The following is a 20,172-nucleotide window of genomic DNA, read 5'->3' on the forward strand; positions in this document are numbered from 1 at the left end:
CCTTCTCGACGATCGTGGAGTTGTGGTGGGTGGTTCACGCCGCGATGCCCCCTTGGTGAGGTGCCACAACTCCACGATCGACGGCCGCGCGGGTCTGGGCCAGCGCGATGGTCGCCAGCACTGCCACCTCGGTGACGATGAGCAGTCGCTCGGCCAGGCCGATCAGCAGACGGTCGCCGGGGTAGGCGGACCAGATCATCGCCGCCGCCAGGGTCAGGCTCAGCAGGACGAGGGTGCGTAGCGTTCGGGCGACCGGCGCCAGCTCGGATCGACGGGCGAGCAGCCAACCGGCCGCCGGCAGTGCCAGAAAGGCGACCACCGAGGCGTACCGGTGCACGTAGGCCGTCGTGGTCATGGCGGTGCCTGGCTCGTTCGTGGGCACCACCGCGGCCAGGAGCAGCCCGGTCACCCACGCGCCGAGCAGCAGGTCGGTTGCCGGGGCGGGCCGTGCCGGCGCGGCGCGACGCAGTCCGTACAGCAGCGCCACGGTGGCGAGCGCCAGCACCACCATGGCGACGTCGATCACGCCGCCGCGGTCGGAGACGGCGAAGTCGCTGATGGTCAACGCCCAGGGGTTGAGGTCGTCGTTGACTTCGAGGTGACCGATGACGGTGAGCAGCGCCGCCAGGGCGATCCCGCCCAGGGCCAGCAGACCGGTACTCCGGGTTCCAGGCATGCCTCAGCCTGTCGCCGTGGGCACCCCAGCCGGATCCGGGACAGCCACCGAAATCTCTCCCCGGGACCACCCCTAGAGGCCCGCCGCCAACCCGCCGCGATCTTGCACTTTCGGTCGTTCTTATCTGCGGGCATGCCCCAATTGTTGGGACAGAAAGTGCAAGATCGCGAAGGTTGCGACACTCAGTCGATGGGGACGTCGACTGTGGCTGCGGCGCGGGCGTGGCGGGCGCTGACCAGGGTCATGGCCCAGCCGGCCGCGGCGAAGCCGGCCGCCGCGGCGGTGGCGATGATGGCCAGCCGCCACGCCGACTCGGTCAGCGCGGTGCCTCCGAGGTGCCCGACCAGGGCGCCGTAGGTGGCCCAACCCAGTGCGGCGACGGCCTCGTAGAGCACGAACAGGCGGTAGGGGTAGCGGCTGCGCCCGGCCGAGAAGCAGGCCGCCATCCGGCCGCCGGGCACGAACCGGCAGAGCAGGATGACCATCGGCCCGGGTTGTCGCAGCCCCTGGGTGACCCGGCTGGCCACCCGGCGGGCGCGGCTCAGTTCGGCGTGCCGGGGCGGGCGCCGGTCCGGCGCGCTGCGTCCGAGCAGGTAGCAGGCCAGGTCACCGGCGAACACGCCGAGTGCGCCGACGGCGATGGTGACCGGCAGGCTGAGCCCGCCGTAGACGGTGAGCGCACCACTGGTGATCATGACGATCTGGGTGGGTATCACCGGTACGAAGGCGTCCGCGATCAGCAGAGCGAGCAGCACCAGGTACGCCCACGTCGGCGACGCGACGTCAGTCAGAAGTTCGGGCACGCCTGCCACCTCGCCGGATGCGGCCGATTGGGTGTCTTGAGCCTGACGTCGTGTCCGGCGTCACCGTGGAGGGCCCCGGCCCGTCGTGACCGTCGACACCACTGGGCCACCCAGCTGCAACGAGACTGATCGCTGCCGGGTGACGGGTTCGGAGGGCGGTCCACCCGTTCGAGGCGGGCGGCGGATCGGCGTTCGTCGGCGTACCGTTGTCGGCGCGGCCACGCCCGTCGGGTCCCCCGTTCCTGACGATTCGGCCGCCAGGGCCGCCGGCGGGTCCCGCGCCGGCGGCCCACCCCGTAAATCCAGGTGCGTCCCCGATCGTCGCGCGGGTACGGTCGCCCCATGCGCAGCGCGGTAGTGCAGACCACGACGCCGGGAATCCCCGGCGCGCCGCTCTGACGTAACCACCGTCGACCAGGCCCCGGGGCGATCCGCCCCCGAGGGCAGTGCGCCGAACGGAGCTCAGGTCGCCTCCGGGTCGTACCCGATCCAGGAGCCCGACATGATCGACCACCGTAGGCTCGGCCGCGAGCTGGACCTCTTCGTCTCCGATCCGCTGGCCGGCGCCGGCCTGCCGATCTGGCTGCCGGCGGGCGCCGCCGCCCGGCACGCCGTCGAGGAGTACGTCCGGGAGTTGGAGCGCCGCTCCGGACACCAGCACGTCTACTCGCCGCCGCTGGGTAAGCGGGAACTCTTCGAACTCTCCGGTCATCTCGGCTACTTCGCCGACGACATGTTCCCGCCGATGCGGCTGAGCGCCGACGACGAGTTCGTGCTCCGGCCGGCGCTCTGCCCGCACCACGCGCTGGTCTTCCGGGCGCGGGGCCGCTCCTACCGGGAGTTGCCGTTGCGGATCGCCGAGCTGGGCGGGATGTACCGCTCGGAGCGTTCCGGCGTGCTCGGCGGGCTGTCCCGGGTCCGCGCCATCTCGCTCAACGACGCGCACACCTTCTGTGCCCCCGAGCAGGTCGGCGCGGAGGTCGTCGAGATCCTCGGGCTGATCCGCGCCGCGCACGCCGCGCTCGGCGTCCGTCCGGCCGGGTTCCGGTTGTCGCTGCGCGGGCCGGGCGAGAAGTACGTCGGCGACGACGCGCAGTGGGCCCGCGCCGAGGCGCTGCTCCGAGAGGCGCTGGCCGGGGTGGAGTACGTGGAGGCGCCGGGGGAGGCCGCCTTCTACGGACCGAAGATCGACATCCAGATCGTCGACGCGGCCGGCCGGGAGTCGACCATCTCCACCATCCAGGTGGACTTCGACAAACCGGAACGGTTCGACCTGTCGTACACCGATTCGGATGGCGGCCGGCGTCGACCGGTGATGCTGCACCGCAGTCTGGTCGGCAGCATGGAGCGGCTGTTCGCGTACCTCATCGAGGTGCACGAGGGGGCGTTCCCGGCCTGGTACGCGCCGGTGCAACTGGTGCTGCTGCCGGTCGACGACGGCCAGGCCGACGCGGCGGCCGACCTGGCCCGCCGGGCGACCGAGGTCGGGCTGCGGGTCGCTGTCGACGTCGCCGGCTCGCTGGGCGCCCGGGTACGGGACGCGGCCCGCCGCCGCGTCCCGTACCTCGGGGTGTTGGGTGCCCGGGAGGTTGCCGACGGCCATCTCGCGCTGCGGCTGCGCGGCGGCCACGCCCTGGCTCCGATGCCCGCCGACGCCGCGCTCGCCCTGATCGGTGGGCAGGTCGCGGCCCGCGCCGCCGACCTGCTGCCGCAGGGCTGACCGACTGCCGGATCCGGGGCGGACCGCTGTACGCATGGCGGTCCGCCCTACACCGACGCCGGTTGCGCGGCGGGTTCCTCGTCGACCACCGCACCGGTGAACTGCGAGCGGTAGAGCCGGTGGTACGCCCCCTGGGCGGCGAGCAACTGCTCGTGGGTGCCCTGCTCGACGATCCGACCGTCCTCCATCATCAGGATCAGGTCGGCGTCGCGGATGGTGGAGAGCCGGTGCGCGATGACGAAGCTGGTCCTGTCCGAGCGCAGCGCGGCCATCGCCCGTTGCAGCAGCACCTCGGTGCGGGTGTCCACCGAGCTGGTGGCCTCGTCCAGGATCAGCAGGGACGGCTCGGCGAGGAACGCCCGCGCGATGGTGATGAGCTGCTTCTCGCCGGCGCTGACGTTGCTGCCCTCCTCGTCGATGACCGTGTCGTAGCCGTCGGGCAGGCTGCGCACGAACCGGTCCACGAAGGTGGCCCGGGCCGCGGCGAGGATCTCCTCCTCGGTGGCGTCCGGCCGCCCGTAGGCGATGTTGTCCCGGATGGTTCCGCCGAAGAGCCAGGTGTCCTGGAGCACCATGCCGATCCGGCCGCGCAGGTCGTCGCGGCGCATCGTGGTGATGTCCACCCCGTCGAGTGTGATCCGGCCGGCGTCCAGCTCGTAGAAGCGCATCACCAGGTTGACCAGTGTGGTCTTGCCGGCACCGGTCGGGCCGACGATGGCCACCGTGTGACCGGGCTCGGCGACCAGTGACAGGTCGTCGATCAGCGGCTTGTCCGCCTCATAGCGGAACGAGACGTGCTCGAACTCCACCCGACCGTGCGGGTCGGTGACCCGGGCCGGTTCGACCGGGTCGGGGGTCTGCTCGTCCGCGTCGAGCACCGCGAAGACCCGCTCGGCCGAGGCCACCCCGGACTGGAGCAGGTTGGCCATCGAGGCGAGCTGGGTGAGCGGCTGGGTGAACTGGCGGGAGTACTGGATGAACGCCTGCACGTCGCCGAGGCTCATCGTGCCGGAGGCCACCCGCAGCCCACCGACCACGGCGATCGCCACGTAGCTCAGGTTTCCGATGAACATCATCGACGGCATGATGATCCCGGAGATGAACTGCGCCCCGAAGCTGGCCCGGAACAGCTCCTCGTTCTTCGCGTGGAAGGCGGCCTCGACCTCACGCTGCCGGCCGAAGACCTTCACCAGCTCGTGACCGGTGTACGCCTCCTCGATCTGGCCGTTCAACTCGCCGGTGTGCGCCCACTGGGCGATGAACTGCTTCTGCGAGCGCTTGGCGATGCGCTGGGTGACCAGCACCGACAACGGCACCGCGACCAGGGCCACCAGAGCCAGCACCGGCGAGATCCAGAACATCACGGCCAGCACCCCGATGACGGTCAGCAGCGAGGTGAGGAGCTGGCTGAGGGTCTGCTGGAGGCTGGTGGAGATGTTGTCGATGTCGTTGGTGACCCGGCTGAGCAACTCACCGCGCGGCTGCCTGTCGAAGTAGGGCAGCGGCAGCCGGTTGAGCTTCTCCTCCACCTCGGCGCGCAGTCGCAGCACCGTGCGCTGGACCACGCCGTTGAGCAGCCAGCCCTGCCACCAGGACAGCAGGCTCGCCGCCAGGTAGAGCCCGAGCGCCAGCAGCAGCACCCGACTCAGCGCGCTGAAGTCGATGCCCACCCCGGGCACCACGTCCATCCGGGCCAGCATGTCGGCGAAGCTGTCGTTGCCGCTGGCCCGGGCCGCCGCGACGGCCTGGTCGGCGGTGGTGCCGGCGGGCAGTTGCCGGCCGATCACCCCAGTGAAGATCAGGTCGGTGGCGTGGCCGAGGATCTTCGGCCCGGCCACGCTGAACCCGACGCTCACCACTGCCAACGTGATGATCGCGGCCAGGTGCAACCGGTGTGAGCGCAGCCGGCCGAGCAATCGTCGGGCCGACGGGCCGAAGTTCATCGACTTCTCGGCGGGCATCCCGGCGCCCATCCACCCCGGGCCGCCGCCCTGACGGCCGGGCGGCAGCCGCTTCGGCGTCCGCGCGTCCCCGCCGGGCTGCTGCGCGGCGTCGCCGCCGGGCTGTTGTGGCGCGTCGCCTCCCGGCGTCCGCGGCTCGCCGGCCGGCTTCTGACTGGGTACGGCCGCGGTGCGGGGCTCCTCACGCTCGCTCATGCCGCCACCTCCGTCGTCTGCTGCGAGGCCACGATCTCGGCGTACGTCGGGCAGGTCTCCAACAGCTCGGCATGTCGTCCCACTCCGACGACCCCTCCGTTCTCGAGAACGATGATCTGGTCGGCGTCGATGATCGTGGAGACCCGCTGGGCCACGATCACCACCGCGGACTGTGCGGTGACCGGCCGTAGTGCCGCTCGCAGCCGTGCGTCGGTGCCCAGGTCGAGCGCGGAGAACGAGTCGTCGAAGAGGTAGATCTCCGGTTGCCGGACCAGCGCTCGGGCGATGGCGAGACGCTGCCGCTGCCCACCGGAGACGGTGGTGCCGCCCTGCGCGATCGGGGCGTCCAGCCCGCCGGGCATCTGGGCCACGAAGTCCCGGGCCTGGGCGATCTCCAGCGCCGTCCACAGCTCCTCGTCGGTGGCGTCCGGGTTGCCGTAGCGCAGGTTGCTGGCGACCGTCCCGGTGAACAGGTACGGCCGCTGCGGCACCAGGCCGATGCGTCGCCACAGCTCGTCCGGTGACAACTCCCGCACGTCCACCCCGTCGACCAGCACCGCGCCGGCGGTCACGTCGACCAGGCGGGGGATCAGCGACAGCAGTGTCGTCTTGCCCGCTCCGGTGCTGCCGATGATGGCCGTGGTGGTGCCCGGGGTCGCCCGGAAGGAGATGTCGCGCAGCACCGGCTCCACCGCTCCCGGGTACTGGAAGCGCACCCCGCGCAGCTCCAGCTCGGCCCGGGTGGGCAACTCGGTGACCGGCGCGGTGGCCGGAACCACCGAGGAGTCGGTGTCCAGCACCTCGACGATCCGCTCGGCGCACACCGCCGCGCGCGGCACCATCATCAGCATGAAGGTGGCCATCATGACCGCCATCAGGATCTGCATCAGGTACTGCAGGAACGCGGTGAGCGCGCCGACCTGGATCGCGCCGGCGTCCACCCGCTGCGCGCCGAACCAGAGCACCGCCACGCTGGAGACGTTCAGCACCAGCATGACCACCGGGAAGATCAACGCCAACAGTCGACCGGTACGCAGCGCGGTGGCGGTCAGGTCGGCGTTGGCGACGGCGAAACGGTCCGTTTCGTACGGCTCGCGGACGAACGCGCGGACCACCCGGATGCCGGTGATCTGCTCCCGCAGCACGCGGTTGACAGTGTCGATGCGGGTCTGCATCAGCCGGAAGCCCGGCACCATCCGGCGGATGATCGCGCCGAGGGCGATGGCCAGCACCGGCACGCTGACCAGCATCAGCCAGGAGAGCCCGACGTCCTCACGCAGCGCCATGAACACCCCACCGACGCTCATGATCGGTGCGGCGACCAGCATCGTGCAGCTCATCAGCACGAGCATCTGCACCTGCTGCACGTCGTTGGTGTTGCGGGTGATCAGCGACGGCGCCCCGAACCGGGCCACCTCGCGGGCGGAGAAGCGGTTGACGTGCCCGAACAGTTCGGCGCGTACGTCCCGGCCGAAGCCCATCGCGACCCGGGCGCCCAGGTAGACGGCGGCGATCGAACAGATGATCTGGATCAGGCTGACCAGCAGCATCCAGCCGCCGGTGCGCACGATGTAGTCCGTGTCGCCCCGGGCCACGCCCTGGTCGATGATGTCCGCGTTGAGGCTGGGCAGGTAGAGCGAGGCCATGGTGCCCACGAACTGGAGCAGCACCACCGCCAGCAACGGTTTCTGATAGGTGCGCAGTTGGCCGCGCAGGAGTCGGATCAGCACGCCGGGTCCTCCGCTTCGGTGGGGCGTCCGGTCATCCGCGGGTCGTCTCCGCTGCCGATGACCTCAAGCAGAAACTCCCGGATCACCTGGGCTTTCGCCGGGTCGGCGTCGACCGAGGTGAGTGGCCGTCCGGAGTGCATGAGCGCGCCGAGCGCAGCCACTCGTTCCCGGCCGGCGGGGGTGATGGCGAGTCGGATGCTGCGTCGGTCGCTGTCGTCGCGCTGCCGCTCGACCAGACCGTCACGCTCCAGCGTGTCCACGATGCCGGTCAGGGTCGCCGGGCGGACGAACCCCTTCTCGGCAACCTTGCGGTGGGGTAGCTCGCCGTGTCGGGCGAGCGTCATCAGGGTGATCATGCCGGCCTGGGTGAGGCCGTGCTCCTCGGCGAGGTAGCGGTTCCACCGCTGCCCGACGAGGTGCCCGGCCACCACCAGGAGACGGCCGAGCGGCACGTCCTGGAGGGTGATGAGTTCCACGAGAGGTAGATTAGCCCCCTGATAGTCAGGCACCAAACGAAATTACCGTGGCGGCGGCCACGAACAGGATCTGCAGGGCGGTGCGCTGGGCCAGCGGGGTGACCGGGCGGCCGGCGAGGGTCAGCTGGCGACGGGCGGCCGAGATGTTCGCCGGAAACATGGCCAGCATGAGCAGGCCGAGTCCGGCCGCCGCCACCCGGGCGGTCGCCGGCAGCAGCAGGCCGATCGCGCCGACCAGCTCCAGTACGCCGGTGACGGTGACCAGCAGGTCCGGCCGGGGCAGGCGGGGCGGGACCATGGCGATCAGTCCGGCCCGGCGGGGGCCGGCGAAGTGCGCGACGGCGGTCAGCGTGAACATCACGGCCAGTCCGACGCGCAGCGCGGGGATCCAGCCGTCCAGTGCGGCGATGCCGGCCAGGCCGGCGAGTCGGGCCAGAGCGGTGCCGGCGATCAGGGCGATCAGGGGTGCCATCGGAATCCTCCTCAACGAAACTTGTCAGTGACAAGATTCGCCGACGCGTGACATCTTGTCAATGACAAGATTAGGATTCGCTGGTGACCGACAGCCGCTCGTACCATCACGGCGACCTGCGCCGCGCGCTGCTCGCCGCGGCGCTGGAGGCCATCGAGGAGGTCGGGCCCGTCGCGCTGAGCCTGCGCGACCTGGCCCGACGGGCCGGCGTCTCGCACGCCGCGCCCGCCCACCACTTCGGCGACAAGGCGGGCCTGCTCACCGCGCTCGCCACGCAGGGCTTCGACCTGCTGACCCAGACGTTGACCGAGGCGGATGGCGACCTGCTGGAGGCCGGCGTCGCCTACGTCGACTTCGCCGTCACGCGCCGCGCGTACTTCGAGGTGATGTTCCGGCCGGAGCTGCACCGGGCCGACGACGCCGAGCTGATCGCCGCCCAGGGTCGGGCCGGCGCCGCGCTCCGCGCCGGGGTGGCGACACTACCCACCGGCGACGCGCCCGCCGACCCCGGTCGGGACGCGCTCGCCGCCTGGTCGATCGCCCACGGCTTCGCCACCCTCTGGCTGGCCGGCGCGCTACCCGACCGAGTGGGCGACAACCCCCGCGAGGCAGCCCGCACAGTCCTGCGCCGACTGACAACCTAACCCCCACCCCACTCCGGTTGATCATGAAGTTGTTGCCATGACACGCCGACGCGGGAGGCAACAACTTCATGGTCAACCGGAGTGGGGTGGGGGTTACCAGCTGGTGGGGAGGGGCATTCCTTCGGTGAAGCCGGCGGCGCTCTGGACGCCGACGATCGCCCGCTCGTGGAACTGGGTGAGGTTCCGGGCGCCGGCGTAGGTGAAGGCGCTGCGTACCCCCGCGATGATCTCGTCGATCAGGTCCTCGACGCCGGGACGGGCCGGGTCCAGGTGCATCCGGGCCGAGGAGATGCCCTCCTCGAAGACCGCCTTGCGGGCCCGGTCGTACGGGCTGTCGTCGGCGGTTCGGGCGCTGACCGCCCGGGCCGAGGCCATCCCGAAGCTCTCCTTGTACCGCCGGCCGTCCACGTCGGTGTACAGGTCACCGGGGGACTCGTAGGTGCCGGCGAACCAGGAACCGATCATCACGTTCGACGCCCCGGCGGCGAGCGCGAGCGCCACGTCCCGGGGGTGCCGCACCCCACCGTCGGCCCACACGTGCCGGCCCAGTTGGCGGGCGGCCGCCGCGCAGTCGAGGACGGCCGAGAACTGCGGCCGACCCACGCCGGTCATCATCCGGGTGGTGCACATCGCACCGGGGCCGACGCCGACCTTGATGATGTCCGCACCCGCCTCCACCAGGTCGCGTACGCCCTCGGCGGTGACCACGTTGCCGGCCGCCACCGGCACCCCCGGGTCCAGCTTGCGGACCGCCTGGAGTGCGGAGATCATCCGTGCCTGGTGGCCGTGCGCGGTGTCCACCACCAACGTGTCCACCCCCGCCTCCAGCAGCGCCGAGGCCTTGCCGGTCACGTCACCGTTGATTCCGACGGCGGCGGCGATCCGCAGCCGACCCCGGTCGTCCACGGCCGGCGTGTAGAGGGTGGCCCGCAACGCGCCCTGTCGGGTCAGCACCCCGACCAGCCGGCCCTCGGTGTCCACCACCGGGGCGAGTCGGCGACGGCCCGCCGAGAGCAGATCGAAGCCGGTACGCGGATCCGAGTCCGCCGGGACGGTGTGCAGCTCGGTGGACATCACGTGCCGCAGCTGGGCGAACCGGTCCACGCCCGTGGTGTCCGCCTCGGTGACCACACCCATCGGTCGGCCGGCGTCGTCGACCACGATGACCGCACCGTGCGAGCGCTTGGGCAGCAGGTGGATGGCGTCGCCCACGGTGTCGGTCGGGCCGAGCGTGATCGGCGTGTCGTAGACGAGATGGCGCTGTTTCACCCAGGCGACGACATTCGCCACCACCTCGATCGGAATGTCCTGCGGGATCACCGTGATGGCACCCCGGCGGGCGACCGTCTCCGCCATCCGCCGTCCGGCGACCGCCGTCATGTTCGACACCACCAACGGGATGGTGGTGCCGGTGCCGTCGCCGGTGGACAGGTCGACGTCGAGCCGGGAACCCAGGTCGGAGCGGGCCGGCGCCATGAAGACGTCGGTATAGGTCAGGTCGTGCGCGGGGACCGCGCCGTGAAGGAACCGCACCCGGCAATCATTCCCGCTCGCGGTCGGTTCCACCGCCGGTGGTCGTGGAAAACACTCGCGTCGTTGCTGGCCTGGCCCGGTTGGCGCCCGCCCGCACGGTCCGGCCGGGGGCCCGCCTGGCCCGGGTGGCCTGGTCGTTCTCCGCCGGCGAGGCCGGTCAGCCCAGCAGGAGTGCCACGGCCAGGCCGGTCATCACCACGGCGATGACCGCGTCCAGCACCCGCCAGGCGGCGGCACGGGCGAGCAGTGGCGCGAGGCGCTGTGCGCCGACGCCGAGCGCGGTGAACCAGACCCCGCTGGCCACTGCGGCGCCGGCGCCGAAGACCCACCGGTGCGGGTGTTGTTGGGCCACCCCGCCGAGGAGCAGCACGGTGTCCAGGTAGACGTGGGGGTTCAGGTAGGTGAAGGCGGCGCACGCGAGCAGGGTGGCCCCCAGGGAGGCCGGCGGCCGTTCGGTGGGCAGCAGGGCGCCCGGACGCAGGGCACGGCGGGCGGCGAGCCCCGCGTAGCAGAGCAGGAACGCCGCGCCGCCCCACCGGATCGCGGCCAGCAGGCCCGGTCGGTCGGCCACCAGCGTGCCGACCCCGGCGACGCCCGCGGTGATCAGCAGCGCGTCCGACACGGCGCAGGTCAGCACCACGGGTACCACGTGCTCGCGGCGCAGACCCTGGCGCAGGACGAAGGCGTTCTGGGCGCCGATGGCGACGATGAGCGCGATGGAGATCGAGAAGCCGGCGACGGCGGAGGTGAGCACGGACTCGACGCTAGGGCTGCCGACGATCACCAGTCCAACTAAAGATTCTGACGCAACTTAAGCTGAGCTGATGGATGGTCTCGACTCGGCGCAGCTGCGGACGCTCGCGGCGGTGGTGGCGGAGGGCAGCTTCGACGCGGCGGCCCGGCTGCTGCACGTCACGCCGTCGGCGGTGAGTCAACGGATCAAGGCGTTGGAGGAGACCGTCGGCCAGGTGCTGGTCCGCCGCGCCCGACCGTGCGTGGCGACCGACGCCGGCCGCCCGCTGCTGCGCCTCGCCGGCCAGCTGCTGCTGCTCGAACGGGAGGCGCTGGCCGACGCCCGCGGCCCGCTGGCCGGCGGTGGCCGGATCCGGGTCGCCGTGGTGGTCAACGCGGACTCCCTGGCCACCTGGTTCCCCGCCGCGCTGGCCCGGTTGCCGCAGCGGGCCGGGCTCTCGTTCGACCTGCGGCAGGACGACCAGGACCACACCGCCGAACTGCTCCGCGACGGCTCGGTGACGGCGGCGGTCACCGCCCAGCGGGAGGCCGTGCAGGGCTGCCGGGTGCTGCGACTCGGCGCCATGCGCTACCGCGCGCTGGCCACCCCGGAGTTCGCGGCGTCCCACTTCGCCGGCGGATTCACCGCCGTCACGCTGGCGAGCGCGCCACTTGTCGTCTTCGATCGGAAGGACCGGGTGCAGCACCGCTTCATCCGGGCGGTGGCCGGTCGGCCGCTCGACCCGCCGGTGCACTACGTGCCGTCGGTGCCGGCGTTCAGCGAGACGATCCGGCTCGGGTTGGGCTGGAGCCTGGTGCCCGAACAGATCGCCGAGGCCGACCTGGACGCCGGCCGCTGGGTCGACCTCGCGCCGGGCCGACACCTCGACGTCCCGCTGTACTGGCAGCACTGGCGGCTGGAGTCGGACGTGCTGACCGCGCTGACCGCCGCCGTCCGCGCGGTCGCCACCGAAACCCTGCGCTGACTGGCGCCGAGCGGCGGCTCAGGCGATGGTGCAGATGGGGGCGCCAGCGGTGATCACGGCACCGACCTCGGCGCTGAGGCCGCTGACCGTGCCCGCCTTGTGCGCGTGCAGCGGCTGCTCCATCTTCATCGCCTCCAACACCACGACCAGGTCACCCTCGGCCACGGTGTCGCCGTCCGCCACCGCGATCTTGACGATGGTGCCCTGCATCGGCGAGGTGAGCGTGTCGCCGCCGACCGGAGCGCCGGCCTTGGCACCGCCGCCGCGCCGGGTCGGCTTGCGGGAGGCGGGTGCCGCTGTGGTCGTACTCCCGCCGAAGCCGGCGGGGAGGCTGACCTCGAGGCGCTTGCCGCCCACCTCGACCACGACGGTGTCGCGTTCGGCCGGCGCGTCGGCGGTGCCGGCGGCGGCGGTGAACGGCGGCACGGTGTTGTGGAACTCCGTCTCGATCCACCGGGTGTGCACTGTGAACGGCTCGGCGGTGAACGCCTCGTCCCGCACCACGAGCCGGTGGAACGGCAGCGCGGTGGCCATGCCGTCGAGGACCATCTCGTCCAGCGCGCGGCGGGCGCGCTCCAACGCCTCGGTCCGCGTCTCACCCGTGATGATCACCTTGGCGAGCAGTGAGTCGAAGTTGCCGCCGATCACGTCGCCGGCCGAGATGCCGGTGTCGACCCGAACCCCCGGCCCGCTGGGCAGGCGCAGCGCGGTGACAGTGCCCGGGGCGGGCAGGAAGTTGCGGCCCGGGTCCTCGCCGTTGATCCGGAACTCGATCGCGTGCCCGCGCGGGGTCGGGTCCTCGGTGATACGCAGCTTCTCGCCGTCGGCGATCCGGAACTGCTCCCGGACCAGGTCGATGCCGGCGGTCTCCTCGGTGACCGGGTGCTCGACCTGAAGGCGGGTGTTGACCTCCAGGAAGGAGATGGTGCCGTCGACGCCGACCAGGTATTCCACGGTGCCGGCGCCGTGGTAGCCGGCTTCGCGGCAGATCGCCTTGGCGCTGTCGTGGATCTGGGCCCGCTGGGCGTCGGTGAGGAACGGCGCGGGCGCCTCCTCCACGAGCTTCTGGTGGCGTCGTTGCAACGAGCAGTCCCGGGTGCCCACCACGATCACGTTGCCGTGCTGGTCGGCGAGGACCTGCGCCTCGACGTGCCGGGGCTGGTCGAGGTACCGCTCGACGAAGCACTCGCCCCGACCGAACGCGGCGACCGCCTCCCGGGTGGCCGACTCGAAGAGCTGCGGGATCTCCTCCATGGTGCGGGCCACCTTGAGGCCGCGCCCACCGCCACCGAAGGCGGCCTTGATGGCGACCGGCAGGCCGTGGTCGACGGCGAACGCCATCACCTCGTCCGGGCTGCCCACCGGGTCCGGGGTGCCCGGGACCAGCGGCGCGCCGGCCCGCTGGGCGATGTGCCGGGCGGTGACCTTGTCACCGAGGTCGCGGATGGCCTGCGGGGTGGGGCCGACCCAGGTCAGCCCGGCGTCGATGACGGCCTGGGCGAAGTCGGCGTTCTCACTGAGGAAGCCATAACCCGGGTGTACGGCGTCGGCACCGGCCCGAGCGGCGACGTCGAGCAGCTTGTCGATGCGCAGATAGGTCTCGGTCGCACTGTCCCCGCCGAGCGCGTACGCCTCGTCCGCGAGGGTGGCGTGCAGGGCGTCGCGGTCGGAGTCCGCGTAGACGGCGACGCTGCCCAGGCCGGCGTCGCGGCACGCGCGGATCACCCGGACGGCGATCTCGCCGCGGTTGGCGATGAGTACCTTGCGCACCTTCGTGGCTCCTCCCGGGCAGGTTACTGACGGGGAGTGTATCGGCCGCCCACGGTGGCCCTAACGATCGCTCAGTGTGGGATGCCGCACTGCGCCCGCCACGGTTTAGTCAAACTTGGCTATTACGCTTATCGGGTGTCTTCGACTCGGATGATGATTCTCGGTCTGGTGCGGTGGATGCAGCCCGTGCACGGCTACGACGTGCGCCGCGAGCTGCTGAGCTGGAGCGCCGACAAGTGGGCGAACGTGCAACCCGGATCGATCTATCACGCTCTGCGCAAGCTCACCGAGGAGGGGCTGCTCCGCGCCGTCGCGACCGAGCAGGTCGGCGCCCGCCCGGCGCGCACCACGTACGAGGTGACCCCCAAGGGGGAGGACGAGTTCGAGACGTTGCTGCGCAATCTGTGGTGGAACATCAGCGAGCCCGCCGACCCGTTCGTGGCGGCCTTCTCCTTCCTGCCGGCCATGCCGCGCGCCGAGGCGGCCGCGGCCCTGCGTAACCGGGCCAACCTGCTGCGCGCCGGCATCGAGTCGATGCGTGCCTCGCTCGAGTCGGACTGGGTGCGCAACCGCAAGCCGGCGCACGTGGGCTGGATGTTCGAGCTGTGGTCGGCGCGGGCCGAGGCGGAGATGAGCTGGTGCGAGCGGATCGCGGAGCGGATCGATTCCGGAGTGTCGTACCTGCCTGCTGAGCTGGATGAAGCGCAGGGTTGGTCGGGGTGGAAGGACGGCGAGGTGCCGTCCGGCGCCGACACGGAATAATCAACGTTGACTAGAGAAGTTATATCGCGTTAGCCTGCTGGCGGCACAGCGGGGGAGTGCGCCGTCCGGCGTCGTCCCACTCGACGGCCGGCGCTACCGGCCTGAACGACCAGGAGCAGAAATGATCGAGACCAGGGGGCTGCGGAAGTCGTTCCGCTCCCGCGCGGGTCGAGAGACGAAGACGGTGGACGCCGTGCGGGGCGTCGACCTTGACGTCGCCAAGGGCGAGATCTTTGGCTTCCTCGGCCCGAACGGCGCCGGCAAGACCACCACGCTGCGGATGCTCGCCACGCTGATCGAGCCGGATGGCGGCGAGGCCACCATCGCGGGCGCCGACCTGCGCAAGGACCCGGCCGAGGTGCGCCGCCGCATCGGGTACGTCCCGCAGGGCGGCAGCACCTGGGACGAGTCCACCGCCCGTGAGGAACTGGTGCTGCACGCCCGGATGTACGGCATCAGCAAGGCCGACGCGCAACGCCGCGCCGCCCGCGCCCTGGACGCCTTCCAGCTCACCGAGTACGCCGACCGCAAGTGCAAGACCTACTCCGGCGGCCAGCGACGCCGGGTCGAGATCGCCCTCGGCATCATTCACGAGCCGAAGATCGTCTTCCTGGACGAGCCGACCACCGGCCTCGACCCGCAGAGCCGCGCCCACATGTGGGACGAGATCCGGCGGCTCCGCAGCGACGGCATGACCGTCTTCATCACCACGCACTACCTGGACGAGGCCGACGCGCTCTGCGACCGGATCGCGATCATGGACAACGGCGAGGTGGTGGCCGAGGGCACCCCGGCCGAGCTCAAGCGGGAGATCTCCGGAGACGTGGTGCTGGTCGGTCTCGACCTGGCCGCCACCCCGCAGGCCGCCCAGGCACTCGACGGCGAACCGTACGTCAACAAGCTGGAAACCGCCGACGAGGGCGGCCTGCGCCTCTATGTCGACGAGGGCGCCACCGCCATTCCGCAGGTGCTGCGCCGACTCGACCACGCCGGGCTGGAGCTGCGCTCGATCGAGCTGCACCGACCCAGCCTGGACGACGTCTTCCTCACCAAGACCGGCCGCTCGCTGCGCGAGTCCTGACCCCGGAGACGACTCTCATGAAATTCGCCCGTGACACCTGGCTGATCTTCCAGCGCCAGACCCAACTCCTGCTGCGCAACCCGGTCTGGGTCTTCGTCGGCGTCTTCCAGCCGGTCATGTACCTGCTGCTCTTCGCCCCGCTGCTCAAACCCGCACTGAACGCCCCCACCCAGGCCGAGGCCTACAAGATCTTCGTACCGGGCCTGCTGGTGCTGCTGGCCATCTTCGGTGGCCTGTTCCAGGGCTTCGGCCTGATTGCCGAGCTGCGAGCCGGCGTCATCGAACGCTCCCGGGTCACCCCGATCAGCCGGCTCGCCCTGCTGCTCGGCCGCTCGCTGCGCGACGTCGTCTCGCTCATCGTGCAGGCGGTCATCATCACCCTGCTGGCGCTCCTGTTCGACCTGCGGGTGTTCATTGGTGACCTGCTGCTGGCGTACCTGATGCTCGCTCTGATCGCCCTCATGACCTCGGCCGTCTCCTACGGTGTCGCCCTCAAGGTCAAGAGCGAGGACGCGCTGGCCCCACTGATGAACACCGTGGCGCAGCCGGTGCTCCTGCTCTCCGGCATCCTGCTGCCGCTGACCTTCGCACCCGGCTGGTTGCAGGGCATCGCCAACTGGAACCCGTTCTCCTGGGCGGTCGACGGCACCCGTTCGCTGTTCGCCGGTGACCTGGGCAGCGACAAGGTCTGGCAGGGCCTCAGCATCACCGCGGTGCTCGCCGCACTGGGCGTCTACTGGGCCGCCCGCCAGTTCGCCCGCAGCGTCCGCTGACCGTCCCCTGCGCGCGAGTTCCTGAAAAACGGGGTGTCCCCTGCTGGGGGACACCCCGTTTTCCGTGTTCGGCGGCCGGCACCCGGCGCCCGGTGTTGCCGGCGGCCGGCGTTTGGTGGTTGTCGGCGGGTGGCCGGCGTTCGGCGGGGGTCGGCGGTCAGCGGACCCGGGCGAGGGTCAGGCCGTCCGCGATCGGCAGCATCACCGGGTCCACCCGTACGTCGGCGAGGACCTCGTCGTTGAACGCGGCGATGGCCCGGTCACCTTCGTCCTGCGGGGCGATGACCCGCCCACCACGCAGCACGTTGTCGACGGCGATCACCCCACCCGGGCGCATCCGGGGCACCAGCTCCGCCCAGTAGATCGGGTAACCGGTCTTGTCCGCGTCGATGAACGCGAAGTCCAGGTGCCGCTCGTGCGGCAACGCCCGCAGCCCGTCCGCGGCCGGGCCGATCCGCAGGTCGATCAGATCCTGCACGCCGGCGCGCGCCCAGTAGCGCCGGGCGATGCCGGTGAACTCCTCGGAAATGTCGAAACAGGTCAGTCGCCCGCCCTCGGGCAACCCGCGGGCGATCGCCAGCGACGACAGCCCGGTGAACGTGCCGACCTCGACGGCCTGCCGTACGTCGAGCAACCGGGTGAGGAACGTCAGGAACGCGGCCTGCTCCGGCGCCACCTGCATCGAGGCGTGCTCCGGCAGCACCGACCGGGTCTCCTCGGCCAGGTCCCGGATGATCTCGTCCGGCGGGGAGCCGTGTGCGACCAGATAGGCGTGCAGCTCTTCGGTGAGCGGGATCGACTTGGTGGTCATGACCGGACGTTACCGAGCGGCTCGACGGATTGACCGCCCGCCACGGCAGGTTGGCCGCCCGCCTCGGCAGGTTGGCCGCCGGGCTCGGCAGGTTGGCCGCCGGGCTCGGCAGGTTGGCCGCCGGGCTCGACGGATTGGCCGCCCGGTGCGACCTTCGTCCACAGGTCGGTGATCCGCAGATCCAACTCGGCGAGGAGCTGGCGCAGCAGCGGCATCGACAACCCGACCACAGTCCCCGGGTCACCCTCGATCCGCTCCACGAACGGCCCGCCCAGCCCGTCGATAGTGAACGCGCCGGCCACCGCCAACGGCTCACCCGTGGCCACGTACGCGGCGATCTCGTCGTCGCTGATGTCAGCGAAGTGGACCGTGGTCGAGGCGACCGCCTCCGCCTGCCGCCCCGCATCAAGGTCGATCAGGCAGTGCCCGCTGTGCAGCACACCGCTGCGTCCGCGCATCCGCCGCCACCGCCGGGTCGCGTCGGCCGCATCGTCAGGCTTGCCGAGGATCTCCCCGTCGAAGGCCAGCACCGAGTCGCAGGCAATCACCAACGTCCGCTGATCAGCGGTCGGGTTCAGTCGGCTCACCACCGCCTGCGCCTTCAGCCTCGCCAACTCCAGACACAGATCCTCGGCCCGCTCGGTCACCACCAGGGACTCGTCCACCCCGCTGACCAGCACTTCCGGCTCAATACCGGCAGCCTGGAGCAACTTACGACGGGCAGGGCTCGCCGAAGCGAGCACGAGGCGGAGCGGCAAAGTCTCAGACACGAGCCCGACGTTACCGCCCAACCCCCACCAGGCCCGACACCCCGCCCAGCGCCCTCACCGATGCCGGCCCGGCGGCCTGGGTGGTCCGGGGCCTTGGCAGCCGTCGTAGCCCGGCGGTTCGACCGCCGGCACCCTTGATCCACTCGCCTTTCAGGAAAACGCGCTATCCCATCGCCCCGGACACGGCGGTTTCCTGAAAGCCGAGTGGATCACCGCGATCACCGGCTGATTCTGGGCGGCGGATCATCACCACGACGGCGACGTCGCGCTATCACGACCCATCCCACCCCGGCGGCCACGATCACCCCAAGAGTGGCCAGGCCGCGCACGGTCGAGCCATCATCCTGACCACCCGGCTGAGCGGCAGCCGTCGTGGTCGGGCCAGCACCGGCCGGAGCGCTCACCGATTCAAAACCCAGCGGCGGTACGTCTGCCGTCAGCGCCGCCACAAGATCGATCACTCCATAGCCGTACTCGTCGTCGCGCCCAGGAGGGCCCTTGTCGACGGCGGTAGCCGTGAGCCGGTGCGCCACCTCTCTCGCCGGCAGGTATGGGTACTTCGACCTGATCAGTGCTGCCGCGCCCGCCACGATCGCCGTCGCGTCAGAAGTTCCAGTCCCTTTGCGGTACTTGCCGTCGATGCTCGTGCTGTAGATGTCGACCGCCGGCGCAACCACGTCAATCTCCGGTCCAGACACCGAAAAGCTGGTGTGGCGTCCGTTCTTATCAATTCCGCCTACAGATATTACGCCTGGGTAGGCCGCCGGAAAGCTGACATGTTTGTCGCGAGGTTTGTTGCCTACTCCTGCAACCACGACGACATTCGCTTGTATTGCCAACTCAATGGCTCGTTTTAGGCGACTGTTTGGTCCTGCCACGGAAGAGATGTTGATAACCGAAGCGCCTTTGGCGACAGCAAAATCGATCGCGGTCGCAAGGATGTCGCTGTCGCCATCTTGATCTGTTCGGCTGGTTCGAATTGGAAGGATGCTGGCCTCGGGTGCGACGCCAAGAGCGCCGAGATTTCCTGGCTGTCCGTGGGCAGCGATCAGCCCGGCCATTCCGGTGCCGTGGCTCGTTTCGTCCTGCCAGCCATCGCCGCGCTGGGGGGAGGTCAGGTCGGTTCCGGCTAGAAGATTCTCGCGAAGGTCGGGGTGTGATGTGACACCGGTGTCTGGGACGGCCACAACTACACCTCCCCCTCTGCTGAACCTTTGAGCTTCGCTGACGTTAAGATACGCTAGATGCCATTGATCCTTGCGTATTCGCTCGACATCAGTCGAGCCATAAAAATCCTGAACTGGCGCAGAGGTGGAAAGTAGTGTAAATACTAGGCTAAGGCTGGTTAGCAAGCCTCCAGATGCCTGGAGGATCAACGGTCTATACCAATAGCCGGTCCGGGGTCGATGGGCCCCTCTTCACTCGCCGGTCGAACAACTGGGGCGACGCCTTCCTCCGTCACCCACGGATTGTCGGGATCCCAGCGACGCTTCTCCGCATCCGTATCGATGCGGAGGCCAGGCCGTGGGGATATTCCGCCACTCGGGTTTTGGCCGGTGCTGGGGCCGAAGCCGAAGGGAGGAACTCCCTGGGAGGTGCTTAAGCCGCGGCCGCCTCCAGGGCGAGAGCCTGCACCGCCAGTGGGTCCCGTTCCGGCACCGCCGCCACCTATTACGCCGCCCACTGGGTTGATGCGGCGGGGTGTGCTGGCGCCTGCTGTGGGTGAGCCGAATGTCATCCCAGGCACTCCGCCGATTAGGCCGCCCGGCGGCATCGGACGCGGTTGCGCCGTAGGGTTTCCCGCGGAACCTGTAGCGCCAGCTGGGGGATTGGTCGAGTGGGGCCGCATACGTGATCCACCGGAAGTATCACCACGTGCGGCGATGACGGGCGGCAAGGGTGGTGCACCGACGCCAGGCGTTGGACCGGAAACTGATGAAGGCGTGGAGCTAATCGGCTGAATTGGGGTTGTGGAACCAGGGCTGATTGCGTTACCTGTCCCTCCAAGAACTGGTCCCATGCCAGGGTGGGTCGTCGGCCATCCTTGGCTCGCCGAACTGCTCGAACGAGGTTCCGGAGATATTGGGAGTGGTACCGCGATTACCGGAGGAATTAGAGGGGCATCGGACGCTCCACCGTAAACATCCCGCTCGCTCTGATCGATGCCTGGGTTTCCCTTGGGTGCTGCAGGTGGTTTTTGGAGGGTTGCTTGGGCTTGTTGGAGTTCGCCGCTCAAGCTGAACATCATCGACCGGGCCTGCGCGTTCAGCTGTTCCA

18 protein-coding genes are annotated in these 20,172 nt (G+C 70.3%); 6 read left to right on the forward strand and 12 right to left on the reverse strand.

All coding sequences use genetic code 11. The annotated features are described in order from the left end of the window. Window positions 1-34: 34 nt before the first annotated feature. Both AB0C03_RS18750 and AB0C03_RS18755 read right to left on the reverse strand, forming a co-directional pair. Window positions 35-676, reverse strand: a complete 642-nt coding sequence (locus tag AB0C03_RS18750; protein ID WP_357638078.1) for a DUF998 domain-containing protein — start codon at window positions 674-676, stop codon at window positions 35-37. Window positions 677-858: 182 nt separating this feature from the next. Further along, window positions 859-1,479 (reverse strand): DedA family protein, encoded by a 621-nt coding sequence (locus AB0C03_RS18755; RefSeq protein ID WP_036410846.1) that lies wholly within the window; start codon window positions 1,477-1,479, stop codon window positions 859-861. Window positions 1,480-1,981: 502 nt separating this feature from the next. Here AB0C03_RS18755 and thrS point away from each other — a divergent pair. Then, window positions 1,982-3,199, forward strand: coding sequence for a threonine--tRNA ligase (thrS, locus tag AB0C03_RS18760; protein WP_357638082.1), 1,218 nt, complete (start codon window positions 1,982-1,984; stop codon window positions 3,197-3,199). A gap of 47 nt (window positions 3,200-3,246) precedes the next feature. Here thrS and AB0C03_RS18765 read toward each other — a convergent pair whose 3' ends face one another. The 4 genes from AB0C03_RS18765 to AB0C03_RS18780 all read right to left on the reverse strand — a co-directional run bounded on the left by AB0C03_RS18765 (window position 3,247) and on the right by AB0C03_RS18780 (window position 8,033). Continuing rightward, window positions 3,247-5,172: an ABC transporter ATP-binding protein gene (locus AB0C03_RS18765; RefSeq protein WP_387217930.1), complete on the reverse strand. Its 1,926-nt coding sequence runs from the start codon at window positions 5,170-5,172 to the stop codon at window positions 3,247-3,249. 179 nt (window positions 5,173-5,351) lie between these two features. Further along, the gene (locus tag AB0C03_RS18770) at window positions 5,352-7,085 is read right to left on the reverse strand and encodes an ABC transporter ATP-binding protein (protein WP_030328940.1); all 1,734 of its coding nucleotides are present in this window, start codon (window positions 7,083-7,085) and stop codon (window positions 5,352-5,354) included. Further along, the gene (locus AB0C03_RS18775) at window positions 7,079-7,561 is read right to left on the reverse strand and encodes a MarR family transcriptional regulator (RefSeq protein ID WP_030328938.1); all 483 of its coding nucleotides are present in this window, start codon (window positions 7,559-7,561) and stop codon (window positions 7,079-7,081) included. Before AB0C03_RS18775 ends, AB0C03_RS18770 begins: the two co-directional genes overlap by 7 nt. Window positions 7,562-7,586: 25 nt before the next feature. Next, complete coding sequence (locus AB0C03_RS18780) at window positions 7,587-8,033, reverse strand: DoxX family protein (protein WP_357638085.1); 447 nt, start codon at window positions 8,031-8,033, stop codon at window positions 7,587-7,589. A gap of 83 nt (window positions 8,034-8,116) precedes the next feature. Here AB0C03_RS18780 and AB0C03_RS18785 point away from each other — a divergent pair, with 83 nt between their 5' ends. After that, window positions 8,117-8,677: a TetR/AcrR family transcriptional regulator gene (locus AB0C03_RS18785; RefSeq protein ID WP_210861366.1), complete on the forward strand. Its 561-nt coding sequence runs from the start codon at window positions 8,117-8,119 to the stop codon at window positions 8,675-8,677. A 93-nt stretch (window positions 8,678-8,770) separates the two neighbouring features. Here the strand turns inward: AB0C03_RS18785 and AB0C03_RS18790 are convergent, their stop codons facing one another. Further along, on the reverse strand, window positions 8,771-10,210 hold the full coding sequence (locus AB0C03_RS18790) for a GuaB1 family IMP dehydrogenase-related protein (RefSeq protein WP_030328931.1): 1,440 nt from the start codon (window positions 10,208-10,210) through the stop codon (window positions 8,771-8,773). A gap of 157 nt (window positions 10,211-10,367) precedes the next feature. Further along, entirely contained in the window at window positions 10,368-10,964 is a 597-nt protein-coding gene (locus tag AB0C03_RS18795; RefSeq protein ID WP_030328928.1) for a LysE/ArgO family amino acid transporter, read from the reverse strand. A gap of 70 nt (window positions 10,965-11,034) precedes the next feature. Here AB0C03_RS18795 and AB0C03_RS18800 point away from each other — a divergent pair, with 70 nt between their 5' ends. Next, window positions 11,035-11,928 (forward strand): LysR family transcriptional regulator ArgP, encoded by an 894-nt coding sequence (locus AB0C03_RS18800; RefSeq protein WP_210866265.1) that lies wholly within the window; start codon window positions 11,035-11,037, stop codon window positions 11,926-11,928. Window positions 11,929-11,946: 18 nt separating this feature from the next. Here the strand turns inward: AB0C03_RS18800 and AB0C03_RS18805 are convergent, their stop codons facing one another. Then, window positions 11,947-13,698: an acetyl/propionyl/methylcrotonyl-CoA carboxylase subunit alpha gene (locus AB0C03_RS18805; protein ID WP_357638088.1), complete on the reverse strand. Its 1,752-nt coding sequence runs from the start codon at window positions 13,696-13,698 to the stop codon at window positions 11,947-11,949. Between the two features lie 150 nt (window positions 13,699-13,848). Here AB0C03_RS18805 and AB0C03_RS18810 point away from each other — a divergent pair, with 150 nt between their 5' ends. The 3 genes from AB0C03_RS18810 (at window position 13,849) to AB0C03_RS18820 (ending at window position 16,314) form a co-directional block, all read left to right on the forward strand. After that, window positions 13,849-14,460, forward strand: coding sequence for a PadR family transcriptional regulator (locus AB0C03_RS18810; protein WP_357638373.1), 612 nt, complete (start codon window positions 13,849-13,851; stop codon window positions 14,458-14,460). 121 nt (window positions 14,461-14,581) lie between these two features. Then, entirely contained in the window at window positions 14,582-15,541 is a 960-nt protein-coding gene (locus tag AB0C03_RS18815; RefSeq protein WP_030328919.1) for a daunorubicin resistance protein DrrA family ABC transporter ATP-binding protein, read from the forward strand. 17 nt (window positions 15,542-15,558) lie between these two features. Continuing rightward, window positions 15,559-16,314 carry an ABC transporter permease gene (locus AB0C03_RS18820; RefSeq protein ID WP_030328917.1) on the forward strand — a complete coding sequence of 252 codons (756 nt, stop codon included), beginning with the start codon at window positions 15,559-15,561 and terminating at the stop codon, window positions 16,312-16,314. Window positions 16,315-16,471: 157 nt separating this feature from the next. Here AB0C03_RS18820 and AB0C03_RS18825 read toward each other — a convergent pair whose 3' ends face one another. The 3 genes from AB0C03_RS18825 to mycP form a co-directional block, all read right to left on the reverse strand. Continuing rightward, entirely contained in the window at window positions 16,472-17,125 is a 654-nt protein-coding gene (locus AB0C03_RS18825; RefSeq protein ID WP_210866264.1) for an O-methyltransferase, read from the reverse strand. Next, a complete protein-coding gene (locus AB0C03_RS18830; protein ID WP_357638091.1) occupies window positions 17,122-17,895 on the reverse strand; it encodes a Maf family protein in 774 nt (257 codons plus the stop codon). The genes AB0C03_RS18825 and AB0C03_RS18830 overlap by 4 nt, the downstream gene beginning before the upstream one ends. Window positions 17,896-18,113: 218 nt before the next feature. Next, complete coding sequence (gene mycP / locus AB0C03_RS18835) at window positions 18,114-19,271, reverse strand: type VII secretion-associated serine protease mycosin (RefSeq protein ID WP_435823375.1); 1,158 nt, start codon at window positions 19,269-19,271, stop codon at window positions 18,114-18,116. Window positions 19,272-20,172: the final 901 nt, after the last annotated feature.

Origin of the sequence: Micromonospora parva, from assembly GCF_040649675.1 — a bacterium.
Lineage (GTDB): Bacteria > Actinomycetota > Actinomycetes > Mycobacteriales > Micromonosporaceae > Micromonospora > Micromonospora parva.